This is a genomic window from Streptomyces sp. NPDC002676 (genome assembly GCF_053592455.1).
Genome location: NZ_JBSFVT010000011.1, coordinates 77,306 through 103,741, shown reverse-complemented (window position 1 = coordinate 103,741; position 26,436 = coordinate 77,306). Strand labels below are relative to the sequence as shown.

Annotated in this window: 17 protein-coding genes; 12 read left to right on the top strand and 5 right to left on the bottom strand. The window is 71.8% G+C overall.

Features of this window, described 5'->3' with window-relative positions; all coding sequences use genetic code 11:
- Positions 1-7: 7 nt before the first annotated feature.
- The 10 genes from ACWD3E_RS27395 (at position 8) to ACWD3E_RS27350 (ending at position 14,329) form a co-directional block, all read left to right on the top strand.
- On the top strand, positions 8-3,037 hold the full coding sequence (locus tag ACWD3E_RS27395; RefSeq protein ID WP_451390226.1) for a Cof-type HAD-IIB family hydrolase: 3,030 nt from the start codon (positions 8-10) through the stop codon (positions 3,035-3,037).
- Positions 3,034-5,082 carry a 4-alpha-glucanotransferase gene (gene malQ, locus ACWD3E_RS27390; RefSeq protein ID WP_451390225.1) on the top strand — a complete coding sequence of 683 codons (2,049 nt, stop codon included), beginning with the start codon at positions 3,034-3,036 and terminating at the stop codon, positions 5,080-5,082. The genes ACWD3E_RS27395 and malQ overlap by 4 nt, the downstream gene beginning before the upstream one ends.
- Positions 5,083-5,090: 8 nt before the next feature.
- Positions 5,091-6,302, top strand: a complete 1,212-nt coding sequence (locus ACWD3E_RS27385) for a sedoheptulose 7-phosphate cyclase (RefSeq protein ID WP_451390224.1) — start codon at positions 5,091-5,093, stop codon at positions 6,300-6,302.
- Positions 6,295-6,666, top strand: a complete 372-nt coding sequence (locus ACWD3E_RS27380) for a cupin domain-containing protein (RefSeq protein WP_451390223.1) — start codon at positions 6,295-6,297, stop codon at positions 6,664-6,666. Before ACWD3E_RS27385 ends, ACWD3E_RS27380 begins: the two co-directional genes overlap by 8 nt.
- Positions 6,647-7,687, top strand: a complete 1,041-nt coding sequence (locus ACWD3E_RS27375) for an ROK family protein (protein ID WP_451390222.1) — start codon at positions 6,647-6,649, stop codon at positions 7,685-7,687. The genes ACWD3E_RS27380 and ACWD3E_RS27375 overlap by 20 nt, the downstream gene beginning before the upstream one ends.
- Positions 7,684-8,613 carry an SDR family oxidoreductase gene (locus ACWD3E_RS27370; protein WP_451390221.1) on the top strand — a complete coding sequence of 310 codons (930 nt, stop codon included), beginning with the start codon at positions 7,684-7,686 and terminating at the stop codon, positions 8,611-8,613. Before ACWD3E_RS27375 ends, ACWD3E_RS27370 begins: the two co-directional genes overlap by 4 nt.
- 26 nt (positions 8,614-8,639) lie before the next feature.
- Positions 8,640-10,589 carry a radical SAM protein gene (locus ACWD3E_RS27365; protein WP_451390220.1) on the top strand — a complete coding sequence of 650 codons (1,950 nt, stop codon included), beginning with the start codon at positions 8,640-8,642 and terminating at the stop codon, positions 10,587-10,589.
- 85 nt (positions 10,590-10,674) lie between these two features.
- Positions 10,675-12,165: a GMC family oxidoreductase gene (locus ACWD3E_RS27360; protein ID WP_451390219.1), complete on the top strand. Its 1,491-nt coding sequence runs from the start codon at positions 10,675-10,677 to the stop codon at positions 12,163-12,165.
- 38 nt (positions 12,166-12,203) lie between these two features.
- The gene (locus ACWD3E_RS27355) at positions 12,204-13,148 is read left to right on the top strand and encodes an aldo/keto reductase (RefSeq protein WP_451390218.1); all 945 of its coding nucleotides are present in this window, start codon (positions 12,204-12,206) and stop codon (positions 13,146-13,148) included.
- A 284-nt stretch (positions 13,149-13,432) separates the two neighbouring features.
- Complete coding sequence (locus ACWD3E_RS27350) at positions 13,433-14,329, top strand: amidohydrolase family protein (protein WP_451390217.1); 897 nt, start codon at positions 13,433-13,435, stop codon at positions 14,327-14,329.
- A 224-nt stretch (positions 14,330-14,553) separates the two neighbouring features.
- Here ACWD3E_RS27350 and ACWD3E_RS27345 read toward each other — a convergent pair whose 3' ends face one another.
- From ACWD3E_RS27345 to ACWD3E_RS27330, 4 genes are all read right to left on the bottom strand, one after another.
- The gene (locus ACWD3E_RS27345; RefSeq protein ID WP_451390369.1) at positions 14,554-15,513 is read right to left on the bottom strand and encodes a TIGR01777 family oxidoreductase; all 960 of its coding nucleotides are present in this window, start codon (positions 15,511-15,513) and stop codon (positions 14,554-14,556) included.
- Positions 15,514-16,188: 675 nt separating this feature from the next.
- Positions 16,189-18,168, bottom strand: coding sequence for a glycoside hydrolase family 5 protein (locus ACWD3E_RS27340; protein ID WP_451390216.1), 1,980 nt, complete (start codon positions 18,166-18,168; stop codon positions 16,189-16,191).
- Between the two features lie 207 nt (positions 18,169-18,375).
- A complete protein-coding gene (locus ACWD3E_RS27335; RefSeq protein ID WP_451390215.1) occupies positions 18,376-19,674 on the bottom strand; it encodes an alkaline phosphatase family protein in 1,299 nt (432 codons plus the stop codon).
- 321 nt (positions 19,675-19,995) lie between these two features.
- A complete protein-coding gene (locus ACWD3E_RS27330) occupies positions 19,996-21,126 on the bottom strand; it encodes a LacI family DNA-binding transcriptional regulator (RefSeq protein ID WP_451390214.1) in 1,131 nt (376 codons plus the stop codon).
- A gap of 315 nt (positions 21,127-21,441) precedes the next feature.
- Between ACWD3E_RS27330 and ACWD3E_RS27325 the strand changes: the two genes are divergently transcribed.
- A complete protein-coding gene (locus ACWD3E_RS27325; protein ID WP_451390213.1) occupies positions 21,442-24,396 on the top strand; it encodes a polysaccharide lyase family 8 super-sandwich domain-containing protein in 2,955 nt (984 codons plus the stop codon).
- A gap of 134 nt (positions 24,397-24,530) precedes the next feature.
- Positions 24,531-25,598 carry a substrate-binding domain-containing protein gene (locus tag ACWD3E_RS27320; RefSeq protein ID WP_451390212.1) on the top strand — a complete coding sequence of 356 codons (1,068 nt, stop codon included), beginning with the start codon at positions 24,531-24,533 and terminating at the stop codon, positions 25,596-25,598.
- A 54-nt stretch (positions 25,599-25,652) separates the two neighbouring features.
- Here the strand turns inward: ACWD3E_RS27320 and ACWD3E_RS27315 are convergent, their stop codons facing one another.
- Positions 25,653-26,432, bottom strand: a complete 780-nt coding sequence (locus ACWD3E_RS27315) for a sugar phosphate isomerase/epimerase family protein (RefSeq protein WP_451390211.1) — start codon at positions 26,430-26,432, stop codon at positions 25,653-25,655.
- Between the last annotated feature and the right edge of the window lie 4 nt (positions 26,433-26,436).

Genomic DNA, 26,436 nt, shown 5'->3' with positions numbered 1-26,436 from the left:
CCGGCGCATGCACATCATCCACTTCGCCTTCGAGTGCGGCGGGTTCGACAACCGCCTGATGCGCGGCGGGCTCTCACCGCTGGTGTGGAACCTGTCGCGCGAGTACGCCGCCCGAGGTCACCGCGTGTCGCTGGTCACTCCGGCGCACGGGCTCCTCGGCACGCTGCGGCGCGACCACCCGATCGAGGAACTCCCTTACGTCCACGAGCACAGTGTCCCGCTCGTACTGGACCCCAAGGTGTGGCCGGAGCACCCGTCCGAGACCAGCCTGGAACTGACCACCCGGGCGCACCGGCTGCGGCTCGACGGCGTGGACGTCTACTTCCTCTCCGACGCCTTCCTGGACCTGCTGCCCGACCGGCTGTATCCGCCGCCCGGCACCGAGGGCAGGGACCTGGCGTTCTTCAAGCCGCTGGTGTTCCAGGTCGCGGGCGCGCACTTCATCCAGCGGTACCTGGGGGGCGAGGAGGCGGTGGTCCACGGCTTCGAGCCGTACTACCACTACCTCCTGCCGCCCCTGTTCGCCGGCGACCCGTCCCTGCGGACCGTGAGCACGGTCGCGGCCAACGCGCCCGTCACGCAGAAGGTGTACCGCCCTCAGGTGGAACGGCTGCTGGACATGTTCGGCGTACGCGCGAACCTGGACGCCCTGGAGGAACCGCCGCCCGCCGAGGACAGCCCGGAGGCGACCATGGCGCGGGCCCTGGCCGGAACCCGGATGCACGTCGAGTACGGCCCGGACCATGTCGCCTTCCTGCCGCTGGTCCTGGCGCACGCCGACCTGGTCGACTTCGTCTCGCCCGGCCAGCGGGACTACTACAGCACCTTCCGCGACACCCCGTTCGAGAGCCTGTTCCACACCCTGCCGGTCTCCCGCATGCTGCGCGAACAGGCGCACAAGCTGCTCATGGGAGGCTGCGGGATATCCGACAGCTGGCTGGCGCGCGATCCGGCCGCCGTGGACCGCGAGGCGGTCCTTCGTTCCCTGGGCCTCGACCCCTCCCTCCCGGTCTTCTACCACGCCGCCCGCTACGCGGTGCACCACAAGGGGCAGTTGGAACTGGTCCGCGCCGTCGAGGAGGTCCTGGCGAGCGGCACCGAGGCGGCCTTCGTCCTGCGCTTCGCCACCAGCGGGGGCAGCGGGCAGGGGGCATCCGTCGGCAACGCGTACTTCCAGAGCGTCGCCGACCGTCACCCCGGCCGGATCCACCTGGACTGGCGTCTGGCCGACGAGGACACTCTGTTCGAGCAGGCCGCGTGTGCCGACTTCTGCATCTTCCCCTCGAAGTTCGAGCTCGACGGGTTCCTCATCGCCCAGGCCGAGGCGATGGCGTGCGGCGCGGTGCCCATCGCGACCGTGCAGAGCGTCACGGCGCACTTCGGGCACGCCCTGCCCCTGGACGATCCGCGGGCCACCGGGTTGTCGTTGCCCGGCTCGTTCCGCGACGACGACCCGGACCTCACGCGTGCGCTCACCGAGCGCATACGCCAGGCCGCGGCCCTGCGGCGCGCGGCCCCCGACGACTACGCCCGACTGTCGGCCAACTCCCGTTCGCTCGCTCGTGAGTTCACCTGGGTGCGGAGCGCGGACCGGCGCCTGGCGGCCTTCACGGACGTCCTGCACGAGCGGCCCAGAGCCTTCCCCGCCGAGGACGCGATCCGGTACGGCTGGTTCGACGCCCTGCCCGCCGCCGCCTGGGTCCGGCACCGGGAGCTCATCGCACGGTCCGCCGCGGCCCTGGGTGACGTGACGGCGTACGGGCGGTGCGTACCCCTCGACGAGGGCGCCTACGAACGTCTCTTCGCTGCCGCCTACGCGCGGGCGGACTTCGCCCGCTGCGCCGGCATAGCGCGCGCGGCCGGGCGGGAGGACTGGGCGGCACGGGTGCACGGGCGGTGCGCGGTGCGTCAGGATCCGTCGGACCGCCGGCACATCACGTACCGGCACCCGGAAGCGCGGCACGTGGAGGTGGCGGTCCCCGGTACGGTTGGTTCCCCGTCCGGTCTGGAGTCCCGTGCGGAGGCCATCGCCTCGGACGAGGCCGTGCCTGCGGGCAGCGGAATCGTCCTGGCGCCCCTGGCACCGGCGGGCGATGGCGTCTTCCGGGGCGTCCTGGACGGTCCGCCGCTCGCGGACCGTCTGCTCTTCATGCTGACCCTGGCCTCGGGACGCGTCACCTGGGACACCGTCCCGGTCGAGGCCCCGGCGGAAGCCCCGGCCGGCCGGTCGCCGTACCGGCTGGTGGCGACCGACCTCGACGGCACGCTGCTGCGCAGCGACCAGACCGTCTCCGACCGCACGCTGTGCGCCCTCGCCAGGGTGGCCGAGGCGGGTGCCCACCATCTCGTGGTCACCGGAAGGCCCGCCACCGCCTGCAAGCAGTATCTGGCCGCCCTCGGCTACCGCGGGCTCGCCGTGTGCGGCCAGGGTGCCCAGCTCTACGACGCCGGCGCCGACCGGCTGCTCACCTCGGCCTCGCTCGACCTGGACCTCGCGCGCCGGGTGGTCGAACGCGTCGAGGCCGCACTGGGGCCCGTGGAACTCGGCGTCGTGACGGCCCCGCCGGAGAGCCGTTTCAAGGTCACTCCCCGGTTCGGTGAACGCGTCCGGCACGGCTGGGACGTCACGACCGACCGCCGGCTGCTGTGGACGGACCCCATAGACAAGCTGGTGCTGCATCACACCAGCGTGCCGGAGGACGAAGTCGAGTCGGTGGCACGGCAGTTGTGCGGGGACGAGGTCACCGTCGTGCACTCGGTGCAGGGGATGGTGGAGGTCCTGCCGGCGGGCACCACCAAGGCAGCCGGGGTGGAGCGGGCGGCACGGCTCCTCGGGTTCGACGCGGCGGAGACCATCGCCTTCGGCGACATGCCCAACGACATCCCGCTGCTGGCCTGGGCCGGGCACGGCGTGGCCGTCGGCAACGCCCATCCGGCGCTGCGGGCGATGGCCGACGAGATCGCGCCCAAAAACGACGAGGACGGCGTCGCGGTCGTCCTGGAGCGCCTCTTCGGCAACTCGGAGCCGGCCTCATGACCGGGATCCTGCGCGAACTGGCCCGCGCCCACAGGATATCCACCGCCTACACCACCGACCGGGGGCACCGGGTGACGGTGGCCGGGGACACGCTCGTGGCCGTGCTCGCCGCGTGCGGCGTGGAGGCGGCCACCGACGCGGCGGCCCGCGCCGCGCTGGCGGCCCACCGCGAGCGTACTGCGGCCCGACTGCTGCCCGAGTGCGTCGTCGTACGCGCAGGTGCCGTGCCCCGGCTCGGGCTGCCCGGCAACGCCGCGGCGGAAGTGGAACTCGAAGGAGGCGGCGCGGCTGCCCTGTCCGGTGCCCTCCCGGCCGGCCGGCACACCCTGCACATCAGCGCACCGGGGCGAGGGGAGTCCGCGCCGCTGCTCGTCGTACCGGAACGGCTGCCCGTGCCGGACGGGCGGCACTGGGGGTTCCTGGTCCAGCTGTACTCGGTGCTCTCGCGGCGGTCCTGGGGCATGGGCGACCTCGGTGACCTGGCGGAGCTGGCGTCCTGGTCGGGGCGTGCCCTCGGGGCGGACTTCGTGCAACTCGGGCCGCTGCACGCCGTGGAGCCCGGTCCGCTGCCGGATCCGTCGCCGTACCGGCCGAGTTCCCGCCGGTACCCCGACCCCCTGCACCTCAGGGTGGAGGCGATCCCGGAGTACGCGTACCTCACGGGTGAGGCGCGGCGTACCGCCGAGCGGTGCGTCGCGCGGGCACGAGCCCTGAACGAGGGCGTGCTGCGGGGCGAGGCGCTCATCGACCGGGAGACGGTGCGCTTCCTCAAGGACGAGGCGCTGCGCGCGGTGCACCAGGTGCCACTCTCGCCCGGACGGGCCGCCGCCTTCGCGGAGTTCACCGCGCGCGAGGGCGGGGACCTCACCGACTTCGCCACCTGGTGCGCGCTGGCCGGTGTGCACGGCGGGGCATGGCGCTCGTGGCCGGCCGCCCTGCGCGACCCGCGCTCCCCGGCCGTGGCCCGCGCCCGGCAGGAGCTGGCCGCCGAGGTGGACTTCCACCGCTGGCTCGCCTGGGTCACCGAGGAGCAGCTCGCCGCCGCTCAGGCGGCGGCCACCGAGGCCGGAATGGGGATCGGCCTGATCCACGACCTGGCGGTCGGGGTTGCCCCCGAGGGCGCCGACACCTGGGCGCTGCAGGACTGCCTGGCCACCGGGATGAGCGTCGGCGCGCCGCCGGACGACTTCAACCCGCTGGGCCAGGACTGGGGCCAGCCGCCGTGGCGCCCGGACGGACTCGCCGCGTCCGGCTACCGGCCGCTGGCCGGTCTGCTGCGGGCCGGGCTACGGCACGCGGGCGCCCTGCGCATCGACCATGTGATGGGCCTGTTCCGCCTGTGGTGGGTGCCCGAGGGACGGCCCCCGTCCGAGGGCACCTATGTCCGCTACGACGCCGAGGCGATGCTGGGCGTGCTCATGCTGGAGGCGCACCGGGCCGGCGCGGCCGTCATCGGCGAGGATCTCGGCACCGTCGAGGCCGACGTACGCAAGGCGCTCGACGAGCGCGGCATACTCGGCACGTCCGTGCAGCGCTTCGAGTACCTCGGGGGTTCGGAGGGCCGGCTGGGCCCGCTGCCTCCCGAGCAGTGGCGGCACAACTGCCTGGCCACGCTCACCACCCACGACCTGCCGACGACCGCCGCCTGGCTCAGCGGCGAGCACGTCGAACTCCGCGCGCGGCTGGACCTGCTCACCCGCCCGGAGGCGGAGGAGAAGGCGGAGGCCGCCGCCGAACGCGACGGCTGGCTGGCCGAACTGGAGCGGCTCGGGCTGCTGCCCGACCCGGACGGCGAGGTCGTCGCGCTGCACCGGTTCCTGTGCCGGACCCCGGCACATCTGCTCGGTGTCTGGCTGCCGGACGCGACCGGCGACCGCAGACCCCAGAACATTCCCGGCACATCCACGGTGCACCCCAACTGGCGGCTGCCCGTGAGCGATGGCCAGGGCCGTCCCGTACCGCTGGAGGACCTGTCCGGCCGGCCCCTGGTGGCCGCTCTGTCCCGGGTGTTCGCGGACCTTCGGCGTCAACGTGAGAACAGTTGAGGAGAGACATGTCAGGCCAGGTTCTTGATCGGGTCGGCCATCCCCCGGCAGGGGTCCGCGAGGACCCCGGCGGCTTCGACCTGAGAGCCCCGGACGGCACCCGCTACCGGGTCGACGTCACCGCCGGGGCGCTCGACCCGCACAACGCCCTGCTCGCCGGCCACCTGGAGGGCCGCCGGGTCGTGGCCTTCGTCAGCCCGACCGTCGACCGGCTCTACGGCGACCGGCTGCGCGCCTACCTGGACACCCACTGCAGGCACGGCCAGTGGACCCTGCACGTCATACCGACCGGCGAGCACCACAAGACGCTCGCCGCGACGGAGAACGTCTGCGCCCTCGCCAAGGCGGACGGACTCGACCGGCACGGTGTGATGCTCGCCGTCGGCGGCGGCATCGTCGCCGACGTCGTCGGTTTCGCCGCGTCCATCTACGCCCGGGGCATCCGCTACATCAAGGTCAACACCACCCTCGTGGGCCAGGTGGACGTCGGCGTGGGCGTCAAGACGGGCGTCAACGCCCTGCAGACGAAGAACATGTTCGGCGCCTACCACCCGGCCCACGCCTCCCTGAACGACCCCGCCTTCCTCGCGACGCTCCCGCGCCGGGAGATCCGCTGCGGCCTCGCCGAGATCGTGAAGATGGCCGTGATCCTGGACGAGGACCTGTTCCGGACGCTGGAACGGCACCCGGACGCGTTCCGGCGCCCGGTCGGCGGCGACGGCCGCACGGACCACTCCCACGGGGATCTGGAGACCTACGTCCTGCGCACGTCGATGCGGCTGATGATGGAGGAGCTCTGCCCCAACCTCCAGGAACACGACCTGGCCCGGCTCGTCGACTTCGGCCACACCTTCAGCCCGGTCGTCGAGACGGCCGGCGGACACCGCCTGGAGCACGGCGAGGCGGTCGCCGTGGACATGGCGCTCTCCGCTCACCTGGCGCGCCTGCTCTCCCTGGCGGACGACGAGACCTGCGACCGCATCGTCCGGCTGCTGCGGCGGATCGGGCTGCCCGTGTTCGATCCCGGCACCTGCACACCGGAACTGATGACCCAGGCCCTGCGCGCCTCCTGGCAGCGCCGGGGCCGCAAGCTGCACCTCGTCGTCCCGACGGGCATCGGCAAGGCGGCCTTCGTCGAGGAGCTGGAGGACGTGCCCGGGGACGTCCTGACGGCCGCGTTGGAGGCGCTGGCGGCGGACGGGGAGCGGCACGATGACTGAGCCCGTGGTCAACCTGCGGAACCTGCTGGCGGGCAAGGAGCGGGACCACGGCGGTCTCGGCACGATCCTCGCCCACCGTGTCTTCGCACGCAGGCCCGGCTCCCCGGGCGCGGACTTCATCGACCTGGCCGTCCTGCCGCCGGGCACCTCGATCGGCCGGCACCGGCACGGCGCCGACCGCGAGACCTACGTGGTGCTCGACGGCGGCGGCCTGATGTACCGCGACGGCGAGGAGTTCCGGGTGGGCCCCGGCGATGTCGTAGTCAACCCCGCCTACGGGGAGCACGGGCTGCTCAACGACGGTGAGCGGGACCTCAGGCTGCTGGTCTTCGAGGAGGAACTGGGTGAGCGACGTACCGGCTGACGACGTGTTCACCGTGCTCGACGTCGGCGGCACCACGCTGCGGGTGGGCACCTACGACCCCACGACGGGCGCCGTCTCCCGGGTGCGCCGGGTACCGGTCGACGGCATGCACCGCGATCCCGGCGCACCGGTGGCGGTGCTCCAGCGGCGCGTGGTCTCGCAGATAGTGCGTGAGGTCGCCGGGCACACCGGCGGACGTCCGCCGCGGGCGCTGGGCGTGGCCTTCGCGGGACCGATCACGGCCGCCGGGCTGGTGCTCGCCGCCCCCACCGTCTGGGGGCGGCGCGGAGACCCGTTGCCGCTCGGGGAGCTGCTGACGGAGCGGACCGGCGCACCGGCCGTGGTGGTCAACGACCTTACGGCGGCGGCCTGGCGGTACGCCGCCACCGAACCCGGGGACTTCTGCCTGCTGACCGTCAGCTCCGGCATCGGCAACAAGGTGTTCCGCGGCGGCGAGGTCCTCGTCGACGCCGACGGCCACGGCGGCGAGCTGGGGCACTGGGTGTGCGACCTCTCCCCCGACGCGCCGCTGTGCGACTGCGGGGGGCGAGGCCACCTGGGCGCCATCGCCTCCGGGCGGGGCGTGCTGGCCGCGGCACGCCGGGCCGCTCGCGCCGACGGGATGTCCTTCCGCGGCTCCCGGCTCGCCGCTCTGTGCCACGGCCGCGCGGAGCGCATCGACAACCGGGCCGTCGCCGAGGCGGTACGCGCGGGTGATCCCTTCGCCACACAGGTGCTGCGCGGCACCCTCGCTCCGCTCGCCCAGGCGATCACGGGAGTTTTCACGTCGATCGGGGTGTGCCGCTACATCCTGATGGGCGGCTTCGCCCTGGCGGTCGGCGAACCCTACCGGCGCCTGCTGGTGGCCGAGTTGGTGCGGCTGGGCTGCTTCGGCCTCGATCCCGGGCAGATCGACCGGATGGTGTCGCTCGGGGTCGCCGACGACGACCACGGGCTGATCGGTGCCGGCCGGCTGCTGGCGGACCGGACTCCGGTGTCCTCCTCCCAGGCGGCGCCATGACCGGTGACAGCACCCTGATCGTGGGCAGCGGCCTGGTCGGCACCGGGATCGCACGGCGTCTGGCAGCGGCGGGTGAGACCGTGACACTCGCATCGCGCCGTCCGCCCGTCCTGCCGCCCAAGAGTTACGGAGCCCGCTGGGGCGCCCTGGACGCCACCGATGCCGAGGCCTGCCGGGGACTGCTCGACCGCCTGCGTCCCGGGCGGATCGTCCTGGTGCACGGCCCGTCCGACGTCACCTGGTGCGAGGACCACCCGGACGAGGCACGGACCGCGCACGTCGCCGTGGCGGAAACCTTCGCCGCCCTGGCACCGGACACGCGGAGCGTGATGATCTCCACCGACAACGTCTTCAGCGGTGGGTCAGCCCACAACACCGAGAGCACACCCGTGTCGCCGGCGAACGCCTACGGCCGGGCCAAGCTGAAGGCCGAGGAGGCGCTGCTCGCCAAGGCCTCCCGGGCCGTGGCCCTGCGCGTCAGTCTGGTGTACGGCCACGAGCCGGCCGACGCGGGCAAGTGGCTGAACTTCTTCGCCGCCTGCGCCCACCGGCTGCAACGGGGAGAGCGGATCGAGGCGCCTGACGACCACTGGACGACACCGGTGCTGCTGGACGACGTGGCGGAGGTGACAGCGGCCCTCCTGCACGCAGGGCACCCGCTGCCCCCGGTACTGCACCTGGGCGGCCCCGACCGCGTCACACGCGCCGAGTGGGCCACCGTCATCGCCGGGGTGCTGGGAGCGCCCACGGGCCTGGTGACACCGGTGCCCCGGGCCCGTACGCGGTACGCCTCCCGTCCGGTGAACGCCTGTCTCACCAGCGAGCTGCTGGCGACTCTCCCCGCCACCGAGAGGATCCCCGTCCGGGGTGTGCGCGAGGGCGCGCGCCTGCTGGCACCGGCGTTCGCCGGGACCTACGTCGTCTGAATCCGCACCTGCACGAGGAGCCACCCTTGGCCAAGGCGCCCACACGTTTCCGGCATGCCCGGCTGTACCTCACCTTCCGCTGCAACTCCCGCTGCGGCTACTGCAACGTCTGGCAGGATCCCGTCTTCGACGGACACCAGGAGCTGACGGCCGACGGGCTGCGCCGCTGCCTGGACGAACTCGCGGAACTCGGCGTCACCTACCTCGACATCACCGGTGGCGAACCGTCCCTGCACCGCGAACTGACCACGGCGGTACGCCATGCCCATGACCTGGGCATGACCGTGGAACTCACCACCAACGCGATCCGCTTCGCCCCGCAGGCGGCGGAGATCGTGCCGCTCGTCGACACACTGAACATCTCGCTGGACACGCTCAGTGCCGAGCGCTACCACCGCATCCGGGGCACCGACACGCTCGACCGCACCCTCACGCTGGTGGAGAAACTGAGGGCCGACGGGGCGGACAACCTCAAGCTGATCTGCGTGGTGACCGACCAGAACGTCGCGGAGCTCCAGGACGTGGTCGCCTATGCGCAGCGGCACGAGGTGGACATCTATCTGGCGCCCATGTTCAGCTACTTCGCCGCGCAGAGCGAGGTGCGCCCGGCCGGTTCGGTCCGCATGCTCAAGCTGGCCGCGGTCAACGGGCGCGGCGCTACGGCCCCGGTCACCGAGGCACCTCCGGCCGTTCCGTCGTCGCTGCTGCTGCGCCGGGTCGCGGAGCAGCGGTACGCCCCGCACACCGTGGTGAACCTGGCCTTCCTGCATCATCTGCGCACACTCGATCCGGCGACCGTGACCGCGTGCGGGGCCAACTCCCGGATCCTCACCATCGGTCCGGACGGCCGGGTCATGCTGCCCTGCTACCACGAGTGGGACGCCTCGCTCGCCTGGGAACGGCCGTACCGGGAACTGGTGCGGGACCCGGAGCTGATCCGGGTGCGCGAGGAGGAGGTGGGGCACCGCCCCGCCTGCCGCACCTGCGCGGTCTTCCCCTATCTGGGACTGCCGATGAGCCACCGGTTCACCACGCCGTTCCTGCTCCAGGCGTTCTCGCGGGAACTGGACCGCCTCAAGCCGTACGCGGCGGCCCCGACGCCCGAGCGCCGTGCGGCGCTGCTGGAGCGCAGCGACGCGGTGCTGGCGGAGGTGGAGCGGGTCTCCGCCCCGCTGCGGCCCGGGGAACACCTCGACGAGCTGTACCACTTCGAGGCGGAGGGCGGGGGCGTGCGCACCGGTCTGGCGGCGGAGCCGGTCGCGGTGGAGGAGCTGCTGGCGGACCACGTCCATGACGACTGCTGGCGGGTCCAGCGCGCCCCGCACCGGATCGTACGGCTGCTGTACGCCGAGATCCTTCCCGCGCTGGCCACCCAGGGGCAGGGCGAAGACGCCAGGCGCGCGTCCGCGTTCTCGTCGGCCGAGGAGCTCCTGGACGTCCATCTGGACTGCTGGCGGATCCTGCTCGCGGCGCTGCCCGCGGGCGGCACACCGGACACCGCCGCGCGGCAGCGGCTGGCGCGCTGGTGCGCCCGGGCCGGGCAGGTGCTGCGCGGCCACCGCGCCGCGTCGGCGCTGGCCCTGCTGGCCTCCGTCAGCACGCTGCCCGCCGCGGACATCGCCTCCTGGGGCTCACCGCGCGGACACGAGGAGGAACCTGTGACCGTGAAGTCGCTGCGCTCCCTGGCCGACCCGGAGCGCCGCGCGGAGCTGTCCTCCCTGTTCTCGCCGGAGTTTGCCCCCGCTCTGAGGGGCGAGCCGGTCGCCGCGTCGGCTCCGGCAGCCGGTCCCGTGCCGACTCCCGAGGAGGCGCGCGGCGGCCGGGGACTGGACCGCTTCGTGGCCGCGCTGCGCCACGCGGACACCGACGCACTGCGCACGGCCGTACGGCGCTGGAAGGCGGCCGCGGATCCGGTCACGGCCCCGCGCATCGAGCGGCGCCTGCTCCTCGCCGAACTCGGCGTGCGCCCGCTGTGAGTCCGGCGCACCCCCCTCCGGCTTCACCGGCTCAGCCGGTCCCCTCCCGCCGTACCCCGTGCGACGACACCCCAACGGAGCGACCATGACAAGATCACCCATCCCGTCCGGCCATGACGTCGTCGTCCTCGGCGGCGGAGTGGCCGGATGCGTACTGGCGGCCCGCCTCAGCGAGGACCCCGACCGGTCGGTGTGCCTCGTGGAGGCGGGCCCCGACTACGGACCACTACAACAGGAATGGCCCCAGAAACTGCTGAACGCCCGTGCCTTGCCGCGTGACGACGTGTGGGAGCGGCACACCGCGTTCTACCGCATCCGGGGCCGGGTCCTCGGCGGCTCCTCGTGCATCAACGGCGCCTGGAACACATGGGGTTCGCACACCGACCACGCCGAGTGGACGCGCGCGGGCGGCGAACGGTGGTCGGCGGCGGCGTTGGAACCGTACCGGCTCAGGGCCGTGGACCGTATGGGCCTGCGCACCGGCCCGGACAGCGAACTGTCCACCTGGGCCTCGGCCTCCCTGGTGGCGGCGCGCGAACTCGGCTACCGGGACGTGGACATGGGCACGCCCGGTCGGCCGGGCTACGGCCGGCCGCTGCTCAACGCGGTGGGCGGCCTGCGCTTCAACGCCGCCTTCGCCTACCTGGACCCGGCGACCCGGGCACGGCCCAACCTGACGATCCTGGGCGGTGCCCTGGTGGACCGGCTGGTCGTACGCGAGGGCCACGTGCGCGGCGTACACGTCGTCCTGGACGGCGAGCGGACGACGCTGGTGGCCGACACGTACGTACTGGCGTCCGGCACCTTCGGCTCCCCCGCGGTGCTCCTGCGCAGCGGCATCGGACCCGCCCCGCACCTGAAGGAGATCGGTGTCCGGTGCGAGGCCGATCTGCCGGGCGTCGGCGCCAACCTGTCCGACCAGCCCGGTGTCTTCGTCCCCCTGTCCCCCACGGACGACCTGAACGCGGCCCTGGCGGCCAAGGAGGCGGAGGGGGACCTGTACGTCAGCCGGATGCTGGTCCGGGCCGCCAGCGAGTACTGCCCGGACGGGGCGTGGGACCTGCACCTGCTGCCCACGGCCGGCCCGCCGCTGTTCGGCAAGCTTCCGCCGGGGCAGTACGAGGCCGGGATCTCCGCCTTCCTGATGAAGCCGGTCTCGCGCGGACACGTTCGGCTCCGCTCGGCCGATCCCCTCGAACCCCCGGAGATCGACCCCGCGTTCCTGACGGACCCGGACGGCCGCGACGTGGCGGTGGTCCGGTCGGGGCTCCGGAAGGTGGAGGAACTGGCCGCGGCCCTGAGGCCGTTGGCGGGCCCCGCGGACGGAACACCGGCCCACGCCCTGTCCGACACCGATCTGCGCCGGCGGGTGGGCACCTACTGGCACCCCGTGGGGACCTGCGCCATGGGCCCGGCGGACGACCCGCGGGCGGTGGTCGACGGGCAGGGCGCGGTCCACGGTGTGGCGGATCTGCGGATCGCCGACGCCTCCGTCCTGCCGACCGTGCCCGCCGCCAACACCCAGCTGCCGGTCCTGGCCGTCGCCGAGATGCTCGCCGACACCCTTCGCACCTGACCGCCCCCACACCACCCGCACTCACCACGGAGACCGCCATGGCGGCACAGACCGACATACGCACGCACAAGCTGGTGTACGGCTGTATGGGCCTCGGCGGCGGCTGGGACAGCCGGCCGTACACGGCCGAGGACATCCAGCACGCCGAGACCACGATCGAGGCGGCCCTGGCCGCCGGTATCACGGCGTTCGACCACGCCGACATCTACCGGTACGGCAAATCGGAGGCCGTCTTCGGCGAGGTGCTCGCCCGGACGCCCGGGCTGCGGGAGCGCATCGTCCTGCAGACCAAGTGCGGCATCCGGCTGCCCGACGGCGACCGGCCCGGGCACTACGACCTGCGGGGAGCGAGCATCCTGCGACGGGTCGAGGAGAGTCTCGTCCGGTTGCGCACGGAGGCCCTGGACGTCCTCCTCCTGCACCGGCCGGACCCCCTCGCCGACCCCAAGGAGATCGCCGAGGCGCTGGCTTCGCTGCGTTCCCAGGGGCTGGTCCGGCAGTTCGGCGTGTCCAACATGAGCGGTCCTCAGATCGCGTACCTCCAGTCCCACCTGGACGTCCCGCTGGTCGTCGACCAGCTGGAGATGAGCCTGGCCCGGCGCGACTGGGTGGAGGCGGGCGTCCTTTTCAACACACCGGCCGCGACGCAGAACGGCTTCGCGACCGGCACGCTGGAATTCTGCGCGGCCGAGGGCATCCGACCCCAGGCCTGGGGCGCGCTCGCCCAGGGCCGCCTCACCACCCACGCGGACACGCCGGTGAACCAGCTCGTCGCCGACCTCGCGGGCCGCAAGGAGACCACGCCGGAGACCATCCTCCTGTGGTGGCTCCAACGCCACCCGGCGGGCATCTCCCCCGTCGTCGGCACCACCCACCCCGGACGCATCAGCGCCTGCGCGGACGCGGTGCTGCGCGAGCCGGACCTCACCCACGAGGAGTGGTACGCGTTGTGGGTCGCCGCACGTGGCGTCCCCCTGCCCTGAAGCGGTTACCGCAGCCCCTTCGCCCGTCGTCCGCCGCACCTTCACAGCCGTCACACCGCGGCGTGCCGTGGTGCGGTGACGTCACACCGGCGGGTCGTGTCGGTGTGCGTGGGCGGGCACCTGCCGGCCGCCGCCGGGCTGCTCGACCGCTCCTCATCACCCCCGCCGCAGAGGTGGAGGCCACGCACGGCACTCCGCCGCCACGGCCCGGGTGACGAATCCCTCACCCAGCTCAGGGCGAAAGGGGTGGACCCGCCCCCTCACCAGGATCGATCGTGGGCCGCATGAACGATCAGCCCCCGGCCTCCGAGGAGGCTCGTGAGGTCCGCCATTTCTGGGACTGGCTCGGCCTTCCAGGACTGGTCGACGTCCACACGCACTTCATGCCCGAGCGCGTCCTGCACAAGGTCTGGGACTACTTCGACGCGCAGGGGCCGCTGACCGGCGGGCTGGAGTGGCCGATCACCTACCGGCAGCAGGAGGCGGAACGAGCCGATGTGCTGCGGCAGTTCGGCGTCCGGGCCTTTACCGCGATGCTCTACCCTCACAAGCCCGGCATGGCCCGGTGGCTGAACGGATGGGCGGCCGACTTCGCCAGCCGCACCCCCGAGTGCCTGCACACCGCCACCCTCTACCCCGAGCCGGGCGTCGAGACCTACGTCCGCGAGGCCGTCGAAGCGGGCGCACGTGTATTCAAGGCACACGTCCAGGTAGGGGCATACGACCCGGCCGACGAACTCCTCCAGCAGGCATGGGGCGTTCTGGCCGAGGCCCAGGTCCCCGTGGTGATCCACTGCGGCTCCGGGCCCGCGCCCGGCAAACACACCGGCCCCGAACCGATCGCTCAGGTGCTGGCACGGCACCCAAGACTGCGGCTGATCTTCGCGCACATGGGGATGCCCGAGTACGAGGACTTCCTCTCCCTCGCCGAGCAGTACGAGCAAGTGCGGCTGGACACCACGATGGCGTTCACCGACTTCACCGAGGCACTCATGCCCTTCCCCAGCCAGGCCCTGCCCCGGCTCGCCGGCCTCGGCGACCGCATCCTGCTCGGCTCCGACTTCCCCAACATCCCCTACCCCTACGTGCACCAGCTCCACGCCCTGGAGCGGCTGGACCTCGGACAGGAGTGGCTGCGGGCCGTGTGCCACGACAACGCGGCAAGGCTGTTCAGGCTGTGATGCCGTCAGCGAAGTCGGCCCGGCCCTGGCCGAACCGCCCGGCGGAGGCTGCGACCCGATGCAGAGGCGGCGTGGCCAGCTGACCAGCTGACCAGCAGAAACATGCCATCCGCTCTGATGCTGGCAACGGGCCAACCCTCGTCATACCTGTGCTGTGCTGTCGTGTCTCGTGAACATCGAACACAGCCGCCCGGGGCGCCTCCCAAACCGGCGAACAACTGCTGTCATACCCTCGATGCCGCACGAACCAGCTTGGCCCGCTGTACGAGGGACGGAGCAGCCCTCTCCCACTCGGGATACGCGAAAGCGAACCCGGCTGCGCGCAGCCGACCCGGCACCACCCGACGGCTCTTGAGCAGCAGCTCCGTGTCCGAGCGCAGCGCGAACGCCCCCAACTCGGCCATCCAGCGCGCCGCCGGCAGCCCCACCGGGACGCCCCAGGCCCTGCGCAGCGCCCGCATGAACTCGCGGTGCGGAAGGGGGCCGGGCGAGGCGAGGTTCACCGGCCCCTCCAGGTCGTCCCGGGCGATCAGGAACTCCACCGCTCGCACGAAGTCCTCGTCATGGATCCAGGAGATGTACTGCGCGCCGCCGGCCACCGGACCGCCCAGCCCGAGTCGCGCCAGCCGCGACAGTACGTCGAACACACCGCCCCGATCCGGGCTCATGACCATCGCCGATCGCAGCGCCACCTTGCGGGTTACGGGAGTCGGCGCCTCGGCCTGCGCACGCTCCCAGTTCTCCGCGATCTCGACGCTATACGCCCAGTAGTCCGGCACCCCGGCCTCCGAGCCTCCGATCACCCCGGTCGCCTCGTCGTGTGCCGCGTCGAAGCGGTGGGCGTAGACCGTCGCCGTACTCATCTGCAGCCAGACGCGCGGTGGCCGCGCGGCGGCGGCGATCGCCTCGCCGACCACCCGCGCCGAATCCACCCGGGAGTCCATCATGGCTTGCAGGTTCGCGGCGGTGTAACGGCAGGAGACGCTGCGCCCGGCCAGGTTGATCACGACATCGCAGCCGTCGATCGCCGAGGCCCAGCGGCCGAGCGTGGCCCCGTCCCATCCGATGTCGTGCGCCCGCGCGGGACGCCGGGTCAATACCGTGACCTCGTGGCCGGCTGCCGTCAGCGCACGGTCGAGAATCGTGCCCACCTGTCCGGTTCCCCCGGGCAGCACTACCTTCATCGAACCCCCTCGGCTTCGCTCGACATCAGCGTAGCCCTTCTTTTTGAACGCGTTCAACTTGGGAGTCCGGTGCCCGTCAGGCGAGACGGCCGACACGGGCGGGCGGATTGGCGTCACTTGGCGTTTGAGCATACTGATCCGGTTGACATGGCCTTCCACGACGTCGGAGTTCCAAGGCTGTGACCGGCCGGCGATGACGGCGTCGAGGTCGCATTCGAGGTGCTGGGCGAACCGCGGGAGGCTGGGCAGCTCGGTGGCGGTGGCCGCTTCGATCCATCCCGGCAGTTGGTCGCTGCCGCTCAACATCTCACGGCGCTGACCAACCAGCCGTCACCGGCAATCGCTCCCCAGGTCGTAAGTCCTGCGACGCCAGCACCTACCAGGGAGCAGACGACCTAGGAACGTTCAGCCGCCGCATGGTCAACGAGCAGCAGAAAACCGACGCCGGACGCGCGCTGACTGCTGGATCTGTCCCTGACCCCGGCGCCGCCCCCACAGGCCCGCAAGACGCGCTGACCGCGTTCCTCACCGGATACGACCAGAACGCGGCCCGCACCGAGCCGTCAGGCCCGTACGAGCGGGCCGGCGGTGGCGGCGAACGCGTTGTGCGCAGCCCAGGCAGCGTCGGCGCGCCAGTCGCGGTCGGGGCCGGTCTGTCCCCGACCGCCCGGTCCGTCAGTGCAGGGGACGGCAGAGCAGGACGTCGGGGACACCGCCCTGGCTCCAATTCCAGGTGTAGCCGACTCCGGCGACGTACTCGTTGTCGGCGCACTGACCCTTGTAGTAACCCGGTGCCCAGTCGCTGGCGTTGGAGCCGCCGCTCGCCGGACGGTTGTCGCCGCGGTCGAACCAGACGTCGCGTCCGGTCGTGGGCACCGCGGTTGCGGACGGCGCGCACAGCAGCGCGGCCATGGCCCCCTGGTGGATGCTGTAGCCGACGGCGAAGGTGTTGTCGGGGCACTGCAGCTTGCTGTAGCCGGAGGCCCAGTCGCCCTCGGTGACGTACCGCTCGTCGGTGACCGTCACCCACGCGCCGCTGCCCTTGGCCGGCTGACCGGCGTCGGTGCACAGACCGCGGGCGTCGCTCCTCCCGAGGCCCACCAGGCGCTCGGTGTCGGGGCAGTTGCCCTTGCGGTTGTAGGGGGACCAGTCGGACCCCGCCTGCATCTGCGCGAGCATCTTCGCGGAGACGTCGTAGTCGGTGTGGTCCAGGTCGAGCATGTTCCAGTGGTTCACCTGGGGGACCGGGCCGGTCAGGCTCGGCGCGGTGAATAGCTTGTTCCAGTCGGTGGCACGCCAGTCCCCGGGGTCGTTGACACTCAGCCGGGTACCGTCGCTCCGGTAGGAGAGCAGCGACCAGTTGTCCATCGGCTTGCCGTCGGCGTCGGTCCAGCCGATCAGCGGCCAGATCGCGAAGTCGGTGTCGCTGGCGGCCAGGATGTCGGTGAAGTTGCGGAACCAGGTCTGTTCCTTGGCGTCGCTGGAGCCGCGCCCGGCGGCGCCGAACTCGCTTATCCACACCGGTGCCGTGAAGTGCTGGCCGGACCGGGTGACGAACAGGGCCTCCTGGTCGACCACCTGGGCGAGCTGGTCAGGGGTGAAGTCCTCGTACCGCGGGTCGCTCGTCGACCCCGGGCCGCTCCAGGCACCGGTGTTGGCCGGGCCGGTATAGGCGTAGAAGTGGGCGGCGTACACCAGCTTGCCGGAGTTGATCAGGGTGTTCGACAGCGTGGCAACCGGGGTGAGCATCGGCCGCCCGTGCGAGAACAGCGAGCTGGGGATGCCGTACCAGTTGATGCCCTCCATGACGATCAGCATGTCGGGGTCGGCCTGGAGGATCTTGTTGGCGACGTCCTCGAAGGCGGCGTTCTCGTCGTGGGCGTCACCCAAGCCCCAGTTGGGGTCGTCCCAGGTGTCGCGTCGGACCTCGTTGCGCAGGTCGGCGCCGACCACCCGCTTGTTCGACTTGTAACGGTTCACCATGAACAGCCAGTCGGACTCCCACTGGTCGGTGCTCTGGCCGCTGTTCCAGCGCTCATTGCCGTCCAGGCCGCAGCACCAACGGTAGGACGTGGTGTGGTTGTTGAGGATCACCGCGAACCCGTCCGAAGTGAGCGCGGCGACCACGGCGTCGTACACCTGCAGCGGGGTCAGCCCGGCCAGCTGCGGGTTGGCCGCGACCGCCGAGGCCGGCACCCTGCTGGTGTCGGAGATCATCGCGTCCGCGTAAGGCAGCCGGATCGCGTTCAGGCCCAGGCTGTGGAAGTCGGCCATGATCCGCGCCATCGGCACCCGGTCCAGGCCGAGCGGCATCTTGTACGAGGGCTCGCCCGCCTGGTTGCTGGCCGGGGCGTTGAAGTCCCCGCTCCCCGTCCAGGTGCCCTGCGCCCCCTCCCAGTTGCCCGCCTTCAGCTTGAAGCGGTTGCCGTCGGCGTCGACGACGTACCGCCCACGGGTGCTGAGCGGACCGGTCCACGAGGCGGAGAGCTGCGCACCGGTCATCGGCGTGACGGTGGCAGTGGCGGTGGCCGCCATCGCGGCGGGGGCGCCGACACCGGCCGCGGCAGCGAGCAGAGCGAGGGTGGCCGTGGCTGCGAGAGCCGTTCGGCCGAGACGTCCGCTGACGAGCGTCAGGGTTGACCTGCGTGGTCGCATGGTGGCTCCGAAGGTGATAGCGGGTAAGGGAGTTGGACGAGTTAGCTGGTGTGTACATGCCCACGCCGAGGTGCGTGGACGCGGCGGGAGGCGGCAGCGCCGCGCAAGCTGCGGAGCCGTCACCGGCAGGAGAAGGGTGACGGCTCCGCCGGTGCCGGTGCCACGCCGGGGGTGGTGGTCATCGGCATCGGTTCCGTGGACGGCCGGTCAGGCGGGGAGATGCCAGATCTGGTTGGCCACCGCCCTGCAGTCCCAGATGATCAGCTGGGGGCTGATGAGGCTGGAGCCCGGGTCGTCGAGGCACTTGCCGGACTGGGGGTTCATCAGGGTGCCGTCGGCCTGGGCGGCCCACTGCTGGGCGCCGCTGCCGTTGCAGTGGTAGAGCTGGACGAGGGTTCCGTTGCTGGTGCCGCTGTGCAGGACATCGAGGCACTTGCCGAACACCTGGACGGTGCCGTCGCCGGGCAGGGTCCAGGACTGGTTGGCGCCGCCGGTGCACGGATAGAGTTCGACGGGGTTGAAGTCGGCGGTGGAGCTTCCCTTGTCGTCCAGACACCAGTTGTTGTAGCCGGTGACCGGACCGGGGCCGCTGCCGGTGCCGAAGGTGGTCGAACCCCACACGTCGGTGATCGGTGCGGCGGTCGCGGAGTTGGCCAGCTGCGGCAGCCCGTACATGTCCTCGATGGTACGCAGGACGTTGTAGTGGTCTATCGTCTCGCTGTAGCTGCCGGGCTTGACGCCGGCGCCGTAGAAGACGGTGGGGATGTGGTTGGCGGGGGTGAAGTCGTCCTCGTCCCAGGTGACGATCAGCAGGCTGTTGTGGGTCTTCGCCCAGGTCGCGTAACCGCCCAGGGTGTTCTTGACCCAGGTGTCGCCTCCGAGGATGTTCCCGTCGTGCATCGACTCGTACTGGTTTCCGTGCACGAAGGTGACGGCGGGCAGGGCGGCGTAGCCGGTGGCGTCGGTCGGAAAGCCGCAGGCCTGGCCGGGGGTCGGGGACGGGCAGTGCAGCCACTTGTCGACCGGGTTCGGGGCGGTCGCGGTGCCGGGCAGGTCGGCGAAGCGCAGCCAGGCGGCCGGGGTGGCCTCGTCGGAGTAGTCCGCGAAGCCCAGGCCGTGCTGGATCAGCTCGTTGGGCAGGTTGTCGGCGTTGACCGAACCCACCGGCGGCGGGGTGCTGTTGGTCAGGCCCTGGGTCGAGCCGGACAGCAGCGCGTAGTAGTTCGGCAGGCTCGGGTGCCACACGCCGTGCGAGTCGCTGAACGAAGCCCCCTGCCGGGCAAGTGAGTTGATGTAGGGAGCCTGGGCGGTGTTGCCGATGATGGTGCTGTAGTCCTCGTTCTCCATCATGACGACGACCACATGGTCCGGCTTGGGGAGTGCGGAGGAGGCGGAAGCGGGCGCTGCCGCACCGATCGCCGCACCGGCCGCGGCCAGCGCGGTGGCGAGGAGGGCGCGAACTGCTCGGTGGACCCGTGGTCGTGTACTGCCCGGGATGGTCGCCAATGGGGTTCCCTTCTCAAGAGATCAGGTCGATAGGTCGAACTGCTCGGGCTGGATCGGCCGTGGGCGCACGGGAGCGGTCTGGGGTACCGCCCTGACCGGAACGTGAGCCGCACTGCCGTCCCGGGCCCGATCAGCCGCGACCGGCATCGATGGCCGGGCTGCGCTCGCCTCGGGGAATGTAATGCATACTTGCTCAGCTTCGGTCGAAAATTGAGCACTCGATCAGACACAAGCGCGATGTTTCATTCGCGCGACATGATCTCGTTGACAACGCGTCACCGGTGCGGCGTTCTCCGCGCGACCCGCCGAGCGGGACGCGGGTCAGTCCGCGAGCGAGGCGAGGCGGGGCCTGGCGGCTCCGCAGGACTCCCGGACGGTGATCGCGGGCCGCAGCAGCACCTGTCGGCGGGAGTCCTCCGGGTGCTCCAGCCGGTTCAGCAGCAGCGCGGCAGCCGTACGGCCCAGGAGGTGCTTGGGCGGTGCCACGGCGGTCAGCGGGACCTCGGCGATGTCGGCGATCTCGTCGTCGTAGGCGATCAACGCCAGGTCGTCGGGGACGCGCAGCCCGCAGCGCCGGGCGGCGGCCTGTAGGAGGGCCGCCTGCCGGTCGCCGAAGCAGACGGCGGCGGTCGCGCCGGCGTGACGCAGCCCGGCCAGGCAGCGGTCGGCCGCAGCCGGGCTCCATTCCTCCAGCGCGGCCCTGAACTCGGTGCTGGAGAGGCCGAGTTCGCGGACGGCCTGATGGAAGCCCCGGCCGACCGGTTCGGTGGTGGGACTGTGCAGCCGCAGCACCAGGCCGATGGCCCGGTGGCCGAGCCCGGCCAGGTGGCGCACGGCGTCGTAGCCCCCGGCCTCGTGGTGGGTGCAGACGCTCTCGGTGGTGTCGCCCAGGCTCGTCCCCCGCCGCTCCACCAGGACGGCCGGCACCGGCAGTCCGGCCAGCCGGGTCAGGCACTCCTCGGGCGTCTCCGGGCCGGCCAGGGTGGGCACGAGGAGCAGACCGTCGGCGCCCGCGTCGAGCATGTCGGCAAGGGCTCTGATCTCCCGGGCCTGGTCGTAGCCGGAGCAGGCGATGACGGACCGCGCACCCGTCGCCGTGAGCTCCTCCTCGATGCCCTTCAGGACCCGGGGGTAGTAGAAGGCGGTGTCGGGAACGATGACGCCGATCAGCGCGGAGTGGCTGGTGGCCGCCTTCGGAGCGAGCACGTAGGTGCCCGAACCCTGGCGGCGCACCACAAGTTCCTCGGCCACCAGATCGGCGACGGCGCGGCGGACGGTGCTCACCGAGGCCCCGTGTGCCCTGGCGAGCTCCTGCTCGGTCGGCAGCCGACTGCCCGGCGGCCAGACCCCCTCGCCGATCTCCCGGCGCAGACGGTCCGCAAGCATGCGGAACTTCAGCCCTCTGATCTCCGGAACGGCGACCTCCGCCGGTCGGTGGGCCGAGCCCGTCATGCCTACTCCCTGATCCATCCCTTGTCGGAGCCTGCGCGACCGTGGGCACCGATCCCGCCAGGATTTTCCAGGATCGGTGTCCGGTCAACACCCATTCGAGCACATGACTTCCCCATGAATCGGCCCGCTGTTCAGAGCCCCGGCCGACGGCGTTCCACCAGGGCAACCACGGACCTACGTTCCGTGACACGTCCTCGCAGGATCCGGTAAAACATGTGGCCAGTCATATGCCCAGGACGCGTTGACCCTCAAAAGCCGCCGCCTTTACGGTCCAGACCACTCACATCGGGGCGGGTTCGTCGAGGAGGACGCCCAATGGCCGCAGCTCAATCCACCAGCCGCTACACCGCTTCCATGAGCCGTCGGCGACTGCTCCGGCTCACCGGGGCCGCCGCCGCGCTGGCCGGTGCCGGACAGCTGCTCCGCCCGACCGCGGCCTGGGCGGACACCTACGACTCCATGCGCGGCACCTGGGTGCAGCTGCTCACCGGCAGCGGCTTCGACCCGAAGGCCGCACCGTTCTCCACCGCACTGTCCACCCTCGGCACCAACGCGGGCTCGTTCCAGAACTCGATGGCCCCCAGCAGCGGTTCGCTCTGGCCGGACCTGCCGATCGGCACCGTCTCCGCCAACATCACCAGCAGCTACCTGCGGCTACGGACCATGGCGCTGGCGTACGTGCAGCCGAACACCGGGCTCACCGGCAGTGCCTCGCTGGCGTCTGCCATCTCCACCGGTCTCGACTGGATGCACGCCAACGCGTACACGCCCACCACGACCACGTACAACAACTGGTGGGACTGGCAGATCGGCGCACCGCAGCGGCTGCTGGACGTCTGCGCGCTGATGTACGGCCGGCTGACCTCGACACAGACAGCCGACTACTGCGCGGCGATCGACCACTTCGTCCCGACGTCCGCCGTCGCGACCTACGCGGGCACCAGCACCGGCGCCAACCGCGTCGACCTCTGCCGGGTCCTCGCGCTGCGGGGGGTGGTCGGAAAGAACACATCCGTGATCACCACCGCCCAGCAGGCATTGTCTCCGGTCTTCCCGTACGCGCTGAGCGGCGACGGCCTCTACGCGGACGGCAGCTTCGTCCAGCACACCTACATCCCCTACACCGGCACCTACGGCGACGTACTGCTCAACGGCATCGGCAAGCTGCTCACCCTGTTCGCCGGCACCACCTGGGCCATCACCGATCCGAACGTGCGGAACATCTACTCCGCCGTGACCGGTTCCTTCGCGCCGTTCGTCTACAACGGCCTGGTCATGGACGGCGTCTGCGGCCGGGCCGTCAGCCGCGGCGTGCTGCTCAGCGACCCGCTGGCGATCCAGCAGGACGACCACACCCGCGGGCACGGGGTCGTCTCAGACATCCTGCGCCTGGCGACCTCCGGCGCCGCCTCGGCCGCCCAGTCGGAGAGCTGGATGTCGATGGTCAAGGGCTGGCTGCAGCGCGACTACTACGAGTCGCTGATGAACGACCCTGGCATGGACGTCCCCGAACTCGCCCGCGCGCAGGCCCTCCTGAGTGACGCCACGGTCGCCGCCACGGCGGAGCCGGTCAACAGCGTGGTGTTCGGCATGGACCGGGCGGTCCACCGCCGCGCCACCTGGGCGGCGCAGCTCAGCATCTGCTCGTCGCGCACTGCCTTCTACGAGACCGGCAACGGCGAGAACCTGCGGGGCTGGCACCAGAACAGCGGGATGCTCTACTGGTACGGCGACACCTACGGCGACGGCCAGTACTCGGACGCCTTCTGGCCGACCGTCGACCCGTACATGCTGCCCGGCACCACCGTGTCCACGCTTGCCCTGGCCGACGCTGCAGGCGGCGCCTGGGGCGCTTCCCACCCCGACACCGCGTGGGCCGGCGGCGCGACGGACGGCACCTACTCGGCGGTCGGCCAGGACGTCCGGGGCCTGCGGTCCACATTGGTCGGCAAGAAGTCCTGGTTCCTCCTGGACGACTCGGTCTTCTGCCTGGGCGCCGGCATCACCTGCACCGACGGCGTGGGCGTCCGCAGCACCATCGACAACCGCAACCTCGGCGCCGGCAACGGCCACGTCCTCACCGTCGACGGCACCGTCCGGCCGGCCACCCTCGGCTGGAGCGAGACCTTCACCGACAGCCGGTACATGGCCATCGGCGGCATGGGTGCCTGGGTCTTCCCCGGCGGCGCGACCGTCAACGTCAAGCGCGCGGCCCGCACCGGCGCGTGGTCGGACATCAACAGCACCTCCTCGACCGCCCCGATCACCCGCAACTACCTCTCGATCTGGTTCGACCACGGCACCGACCCGAGCAACGCGGGCTACAGCTACCAGCTGATGCCGGGCGCGACCGCGTCGCAGGCCGCCGCGCGCGCCACGAGCCCGAACGTCATGGTCCTCGCCAACACCGACACCGTGCAGGCGATCAGCTGCCCCTCACTCGGTCTCACCATGGCCAACTTCTTCGCGGCCGGCAGCGCCGGGCCGATCACCGTCGACGGCCCCTGCTCGGTGCTGGTGCGGGAGCAGGATGGCAGCATGACCGTCGCCGTCAGCGACCCCACCCGGGCCGCCACCACCGTCCAGGTCACCATCGCCCGCACCGGCTACGCCTCCGTCACGTCCGGCTCCGGCATCACCATGCTGTCCACGTCCGGACAGGTCAGCCTGGTGGCGGAGACCGGCGGCAAGCACGGCGCGAGCCAGACCGCCACGATCAGCACCTCCGGCACCGCGCCCGCGACGGCCACCGCTTCGCGGCTCGCGGCCACCGCCTCCGCCTACGTCCGCGACGGCTCCTACGCCGACACCAACTACGGCAACGCGACGACCATGGTGGTGAAGAACACCAACGCCGCCGCCAACGGCTACAACCGCCAGTCGCTGCTGAAGTTCGACGTCTCCGGGCTGTCCGGCAAGGTCTCCCGGGCAGTGCTGTGGGTCTACGGCAACGTCCAGGACTCCGCCGGCGCCCAGACCACGCTCCAGGCGTTCGGGCTCTCCTCGGACGGCTGGGCCGAGACCGGTGTCACCTGGAACACCGCCCCGAGCCGCACCACCGCACTCGGCACCGGCGCGATCTCGACCGGCAACGACTGGATCGCCCTCGACGTCACCGGCGCTGTCACCGCCGCCCAGACCTCGGCCGGCGGTGACGGCACCACATCCCTCGCCGTCTTCGAACCGCTCGGCGCCGCCGGACTCGCTGCTGTCCTCCACACCCGGCTGAACCCCATCAACCCGCCGCAGCTGGAGATCATCACCACCTGACCCTCCCTTGCCCGCCTTTCCGTGACCAGGGTCAGTCGCCTACTGTGTACTCGATCAGAACATGAGCAAGTGATATCCGGGCGGTCTGGACAGCGGCCATCTTCTTCGGCGTGCCAGGCAGGGAGAAGAGGGACATGACGATCACTGCGGAGGAGCGGCGAGCCCGGATTCTCGAGGTCGTCCGCGAACTGGGCACGGTCCGGGTCACGGATCTGGCCGCCCGGATCGGCACCGCTGCGGTCACCGTGCGGCGGGACGTCGCGGCCCTTGCCGACGCCGGGCTGCTGCGCCGGTCGCACGGCGCCGTCTCCCTCCCACAAGACGCTTCCTCGCCGGAGCGGGAAAGCCGCGACCGGGTCATCGGCATGCTGGTGCCCACCGTCGGCCCGTACTTCGACGAGATCATCGACGGAGCCCGCGCCGCGGCCACCGCGGTCGGGGCCAGGCTGGTGCTCGGCATCTCCACCTACGAGTCGGCGGACGACCGCGCCCAGGTGGACCAACTGCTCGATGCCGGACTCGACGGTCTGCTGATGACCCCCAACTGGCCGCCGGGGACCGTCGCCGTGGACTCGGCGTGGATCGGCGCCCTGCCGGTGCCGACCGTCCTGGTCGAGCGCCGCGCGCCCGCGGACAGTGCCGCCGCCGAACTGGATTCGATCGCCTCGGATCACCGGCACGGCGTCCTGCTGGCCCTCCGGCACCTGCACACGCTCGGGCACGAGTCCGTGGCGCTCGCCGCCCGCCTCGACTCCTGGACGGCGGGCCAGGTACGGGTTGGCTACGAGGAGGGTGTGCGGCTGCTCGGGCTGGAGCCGCAGCCGGTGATCGACATCAACCGCCCCGGGATCGACGCGGACGGCCTCGCCGCGCAGATCGCCGAGGCCGTCGCCGAGGGCGTGCGGGCCTTCCTGATCCACAACGACCAGGAGGCGATCCAGCTGACGCCGCGGCTGCGCGCCCGGGGGCTGCGCGCACCGGACGATCTGGCACTGATCTCCTACGACGATGTGTTCGCGGCGCTGGCCTCGCCTCCGCTGACCGCTGTCTCCCCGCCCAAGCACGCGGTGGGAGCCGGGGCGGTGGAGCTGATGCTGCGCCGCATCGACAACGGACCGGAACTGCCGGTTCACCACGTCCAGTTGCTGCCGGAGCTGAAGGTCAGGAGTTCCTGCGGCGGCGCCGACGGCCGGGCCGTGTGACGGCGCCCGACCGGCCCAGCGGTCTGCCGGGCCGGTCGCCGTCCCGCCTGTCCCTCAGCTGGACATCCGGGCGAGGAGGGCCGCCCCGGGCCCGAGCAGATCGTCGAGCGGTGCGGCCTGTGGGAACCACGGAGCCTCGTACTCCCAGGACACCCAGCAGTCGGAGGGCAGCAGCCGCACGCATGCGGCGAGCGGCATCACGCCTGCGCCCAGCGGCAGCGGGGCGAGGTCGTCCGGGCCGGCGATGTCCTTGACCTGGACGTAGCCGAGGTGCGGGGCGAGGGCGGCGTAGGACTCCTCGGGCGACTCGCCCGCGAGGCAGGTGTGCATCACGTCCCACAGCGCGCCGACCGACGGGTGGGCCACCAGCTCCAGCACCCGGGCCACGTCCTGCCCGCCGCGGTGCGAGTCGTGGGTCTCCAGCAGGACCCGCACGCCCAGGGAGTGTGCTGTGTCGGCCACGGCCGACAGCCGGGTCGCCGCGCGGTCGTCGGCCTCGGCCGCCGGCCCGTCGCCGCCGCGCGGAAAGACCCGCACGTACCGGGCTCCGATGTCGGCGGCCAGGTGCAACTGGTCGCGCAGTTCGGCGATCGGCTCGGCGTCGTCGCCGGGCGCCGCGACGCCGGTGTAGCCCGCGAGGGTCAGCGCAGTGGTCCCGGTGAGGGCGAACGCCCTGGCTGCCGCCGACCGTTCGGCGGCGGTCATCCCCGGGTGCACCGCCTCGCCGGGCGCGCAGCGCAGCTCCAGGCCGGTCCAGCCGTGCGTGGTGGCCAGCCGGAGGGCGTCGGTGAGCGGGCGGCCCGGGAGGCCGAGGGTGGAGAAGGCGCGGCGCATGGCG

Excerpts from the sequence above, each read along its gene's own strand:
- ACWD3E_RS27395 (WP_451390226.1), top strand. The coding sequence starts at position 8 with ATGCACATCATCCACTTCGCCTTCGAGTGCGGCGGGTTCGACAACCGC.
- malQ (WP_451390225.1), top strand. The coding sequence starts at position 3,034 with ATGACCGGGATCCTGCGCGAACTGGCCCGCGCCCACAGGATATCCACC.
- ACWD3E_RS27385 (WP_451390224.1), top strand. The coding sequence starts at position 5,091 with ATGTCAGGCCAGGTTCTTGATCGGGTCGGCCATCCCCCGGCAGGGGTC.
- ACWD3E_RS27380 (WP_451390223.1), top strand. The coding sequence starts at position 6,295 with ATGACTGAGCCCGTGGTCAACCTGCGGAACCTGCTGGCGGGCAAGGAG.
- ACWD3E_RS27370 (WP_451390221.1), top strand. The coding sequence starts at position 7,684 with ATGACCGGTGACAGCACCCTGATCGTGGGCAGCGGCCTGGTCGGCACC.
- ACWD3E_RS27360 (WP_451390219.1), top strand. The coding sequence starts at position 10,675 with ATGACAAGATCACCCATCCCGTCCGGCCATGACGTCGTCGTCCTCGGC.
- ACWD3E_RS27355 (WP_451390218.1), top strand. The coding sequence starts at position 12,204 with ATGGCGGCACAGACCGACATACGCACGCACAAGCTGGTGTACGGCTGT.
- ACWD3E_RS27350 (WP_451390217.1), top strand. The coding sequence starts at position 13,433 with ATGAACGATCAGCCCCCGGCCTCCGAGGAGGCTCGTGAGGTCCGCCAT.
- ACWD3E_RS27345 (WP_451390369.1), bottom strand. The coding sequence starts at position 15,513 with ATGAAGGTAGTGCTGCCCGGGGGAACCGGACAGGTGGGCACGATTCTC.
- ACWD3E_RS27340 (WP_451390216.1), bottom strand. The coding sequence starts at position 18,168 with ATGCGACCACGCAGGTCAACCCTGACGCTCGTCAGCGGACGTCTCGGC.
- ACWD3E_RS27330 (WP_451390214.1), bottom strand. The coding sequence starts at position 21,126 with ATGACGGGCTCGGCCCACCGACCGGCGGAGGTCGCCGTTCCGGAGATC.
- ACWD3E_RS27325 (WP_451390213.1), top strand. The coding sequence starts at position 21,442 with ATGGCCGCAGCTCAATCCACCAGCCGCTACACCGCTTCCATGAGCCGT.
- ACWD3E_RS27320 (WP_451390212.1), top strand. The coding sequence starts at position 24,531 with ATGACGATCACTGCGGAGGAGCGGCGAGCCCGGATTCTCGAGGTCGTC.
- ACWD3E_RS27315 (WP_451390211.1), bottom strand. The coding sequence starts at position 26,432 with ATGCGCCGCGCCTTCTCCACCCTCGGCCTCCCGGGCCGCCCGCTCACC.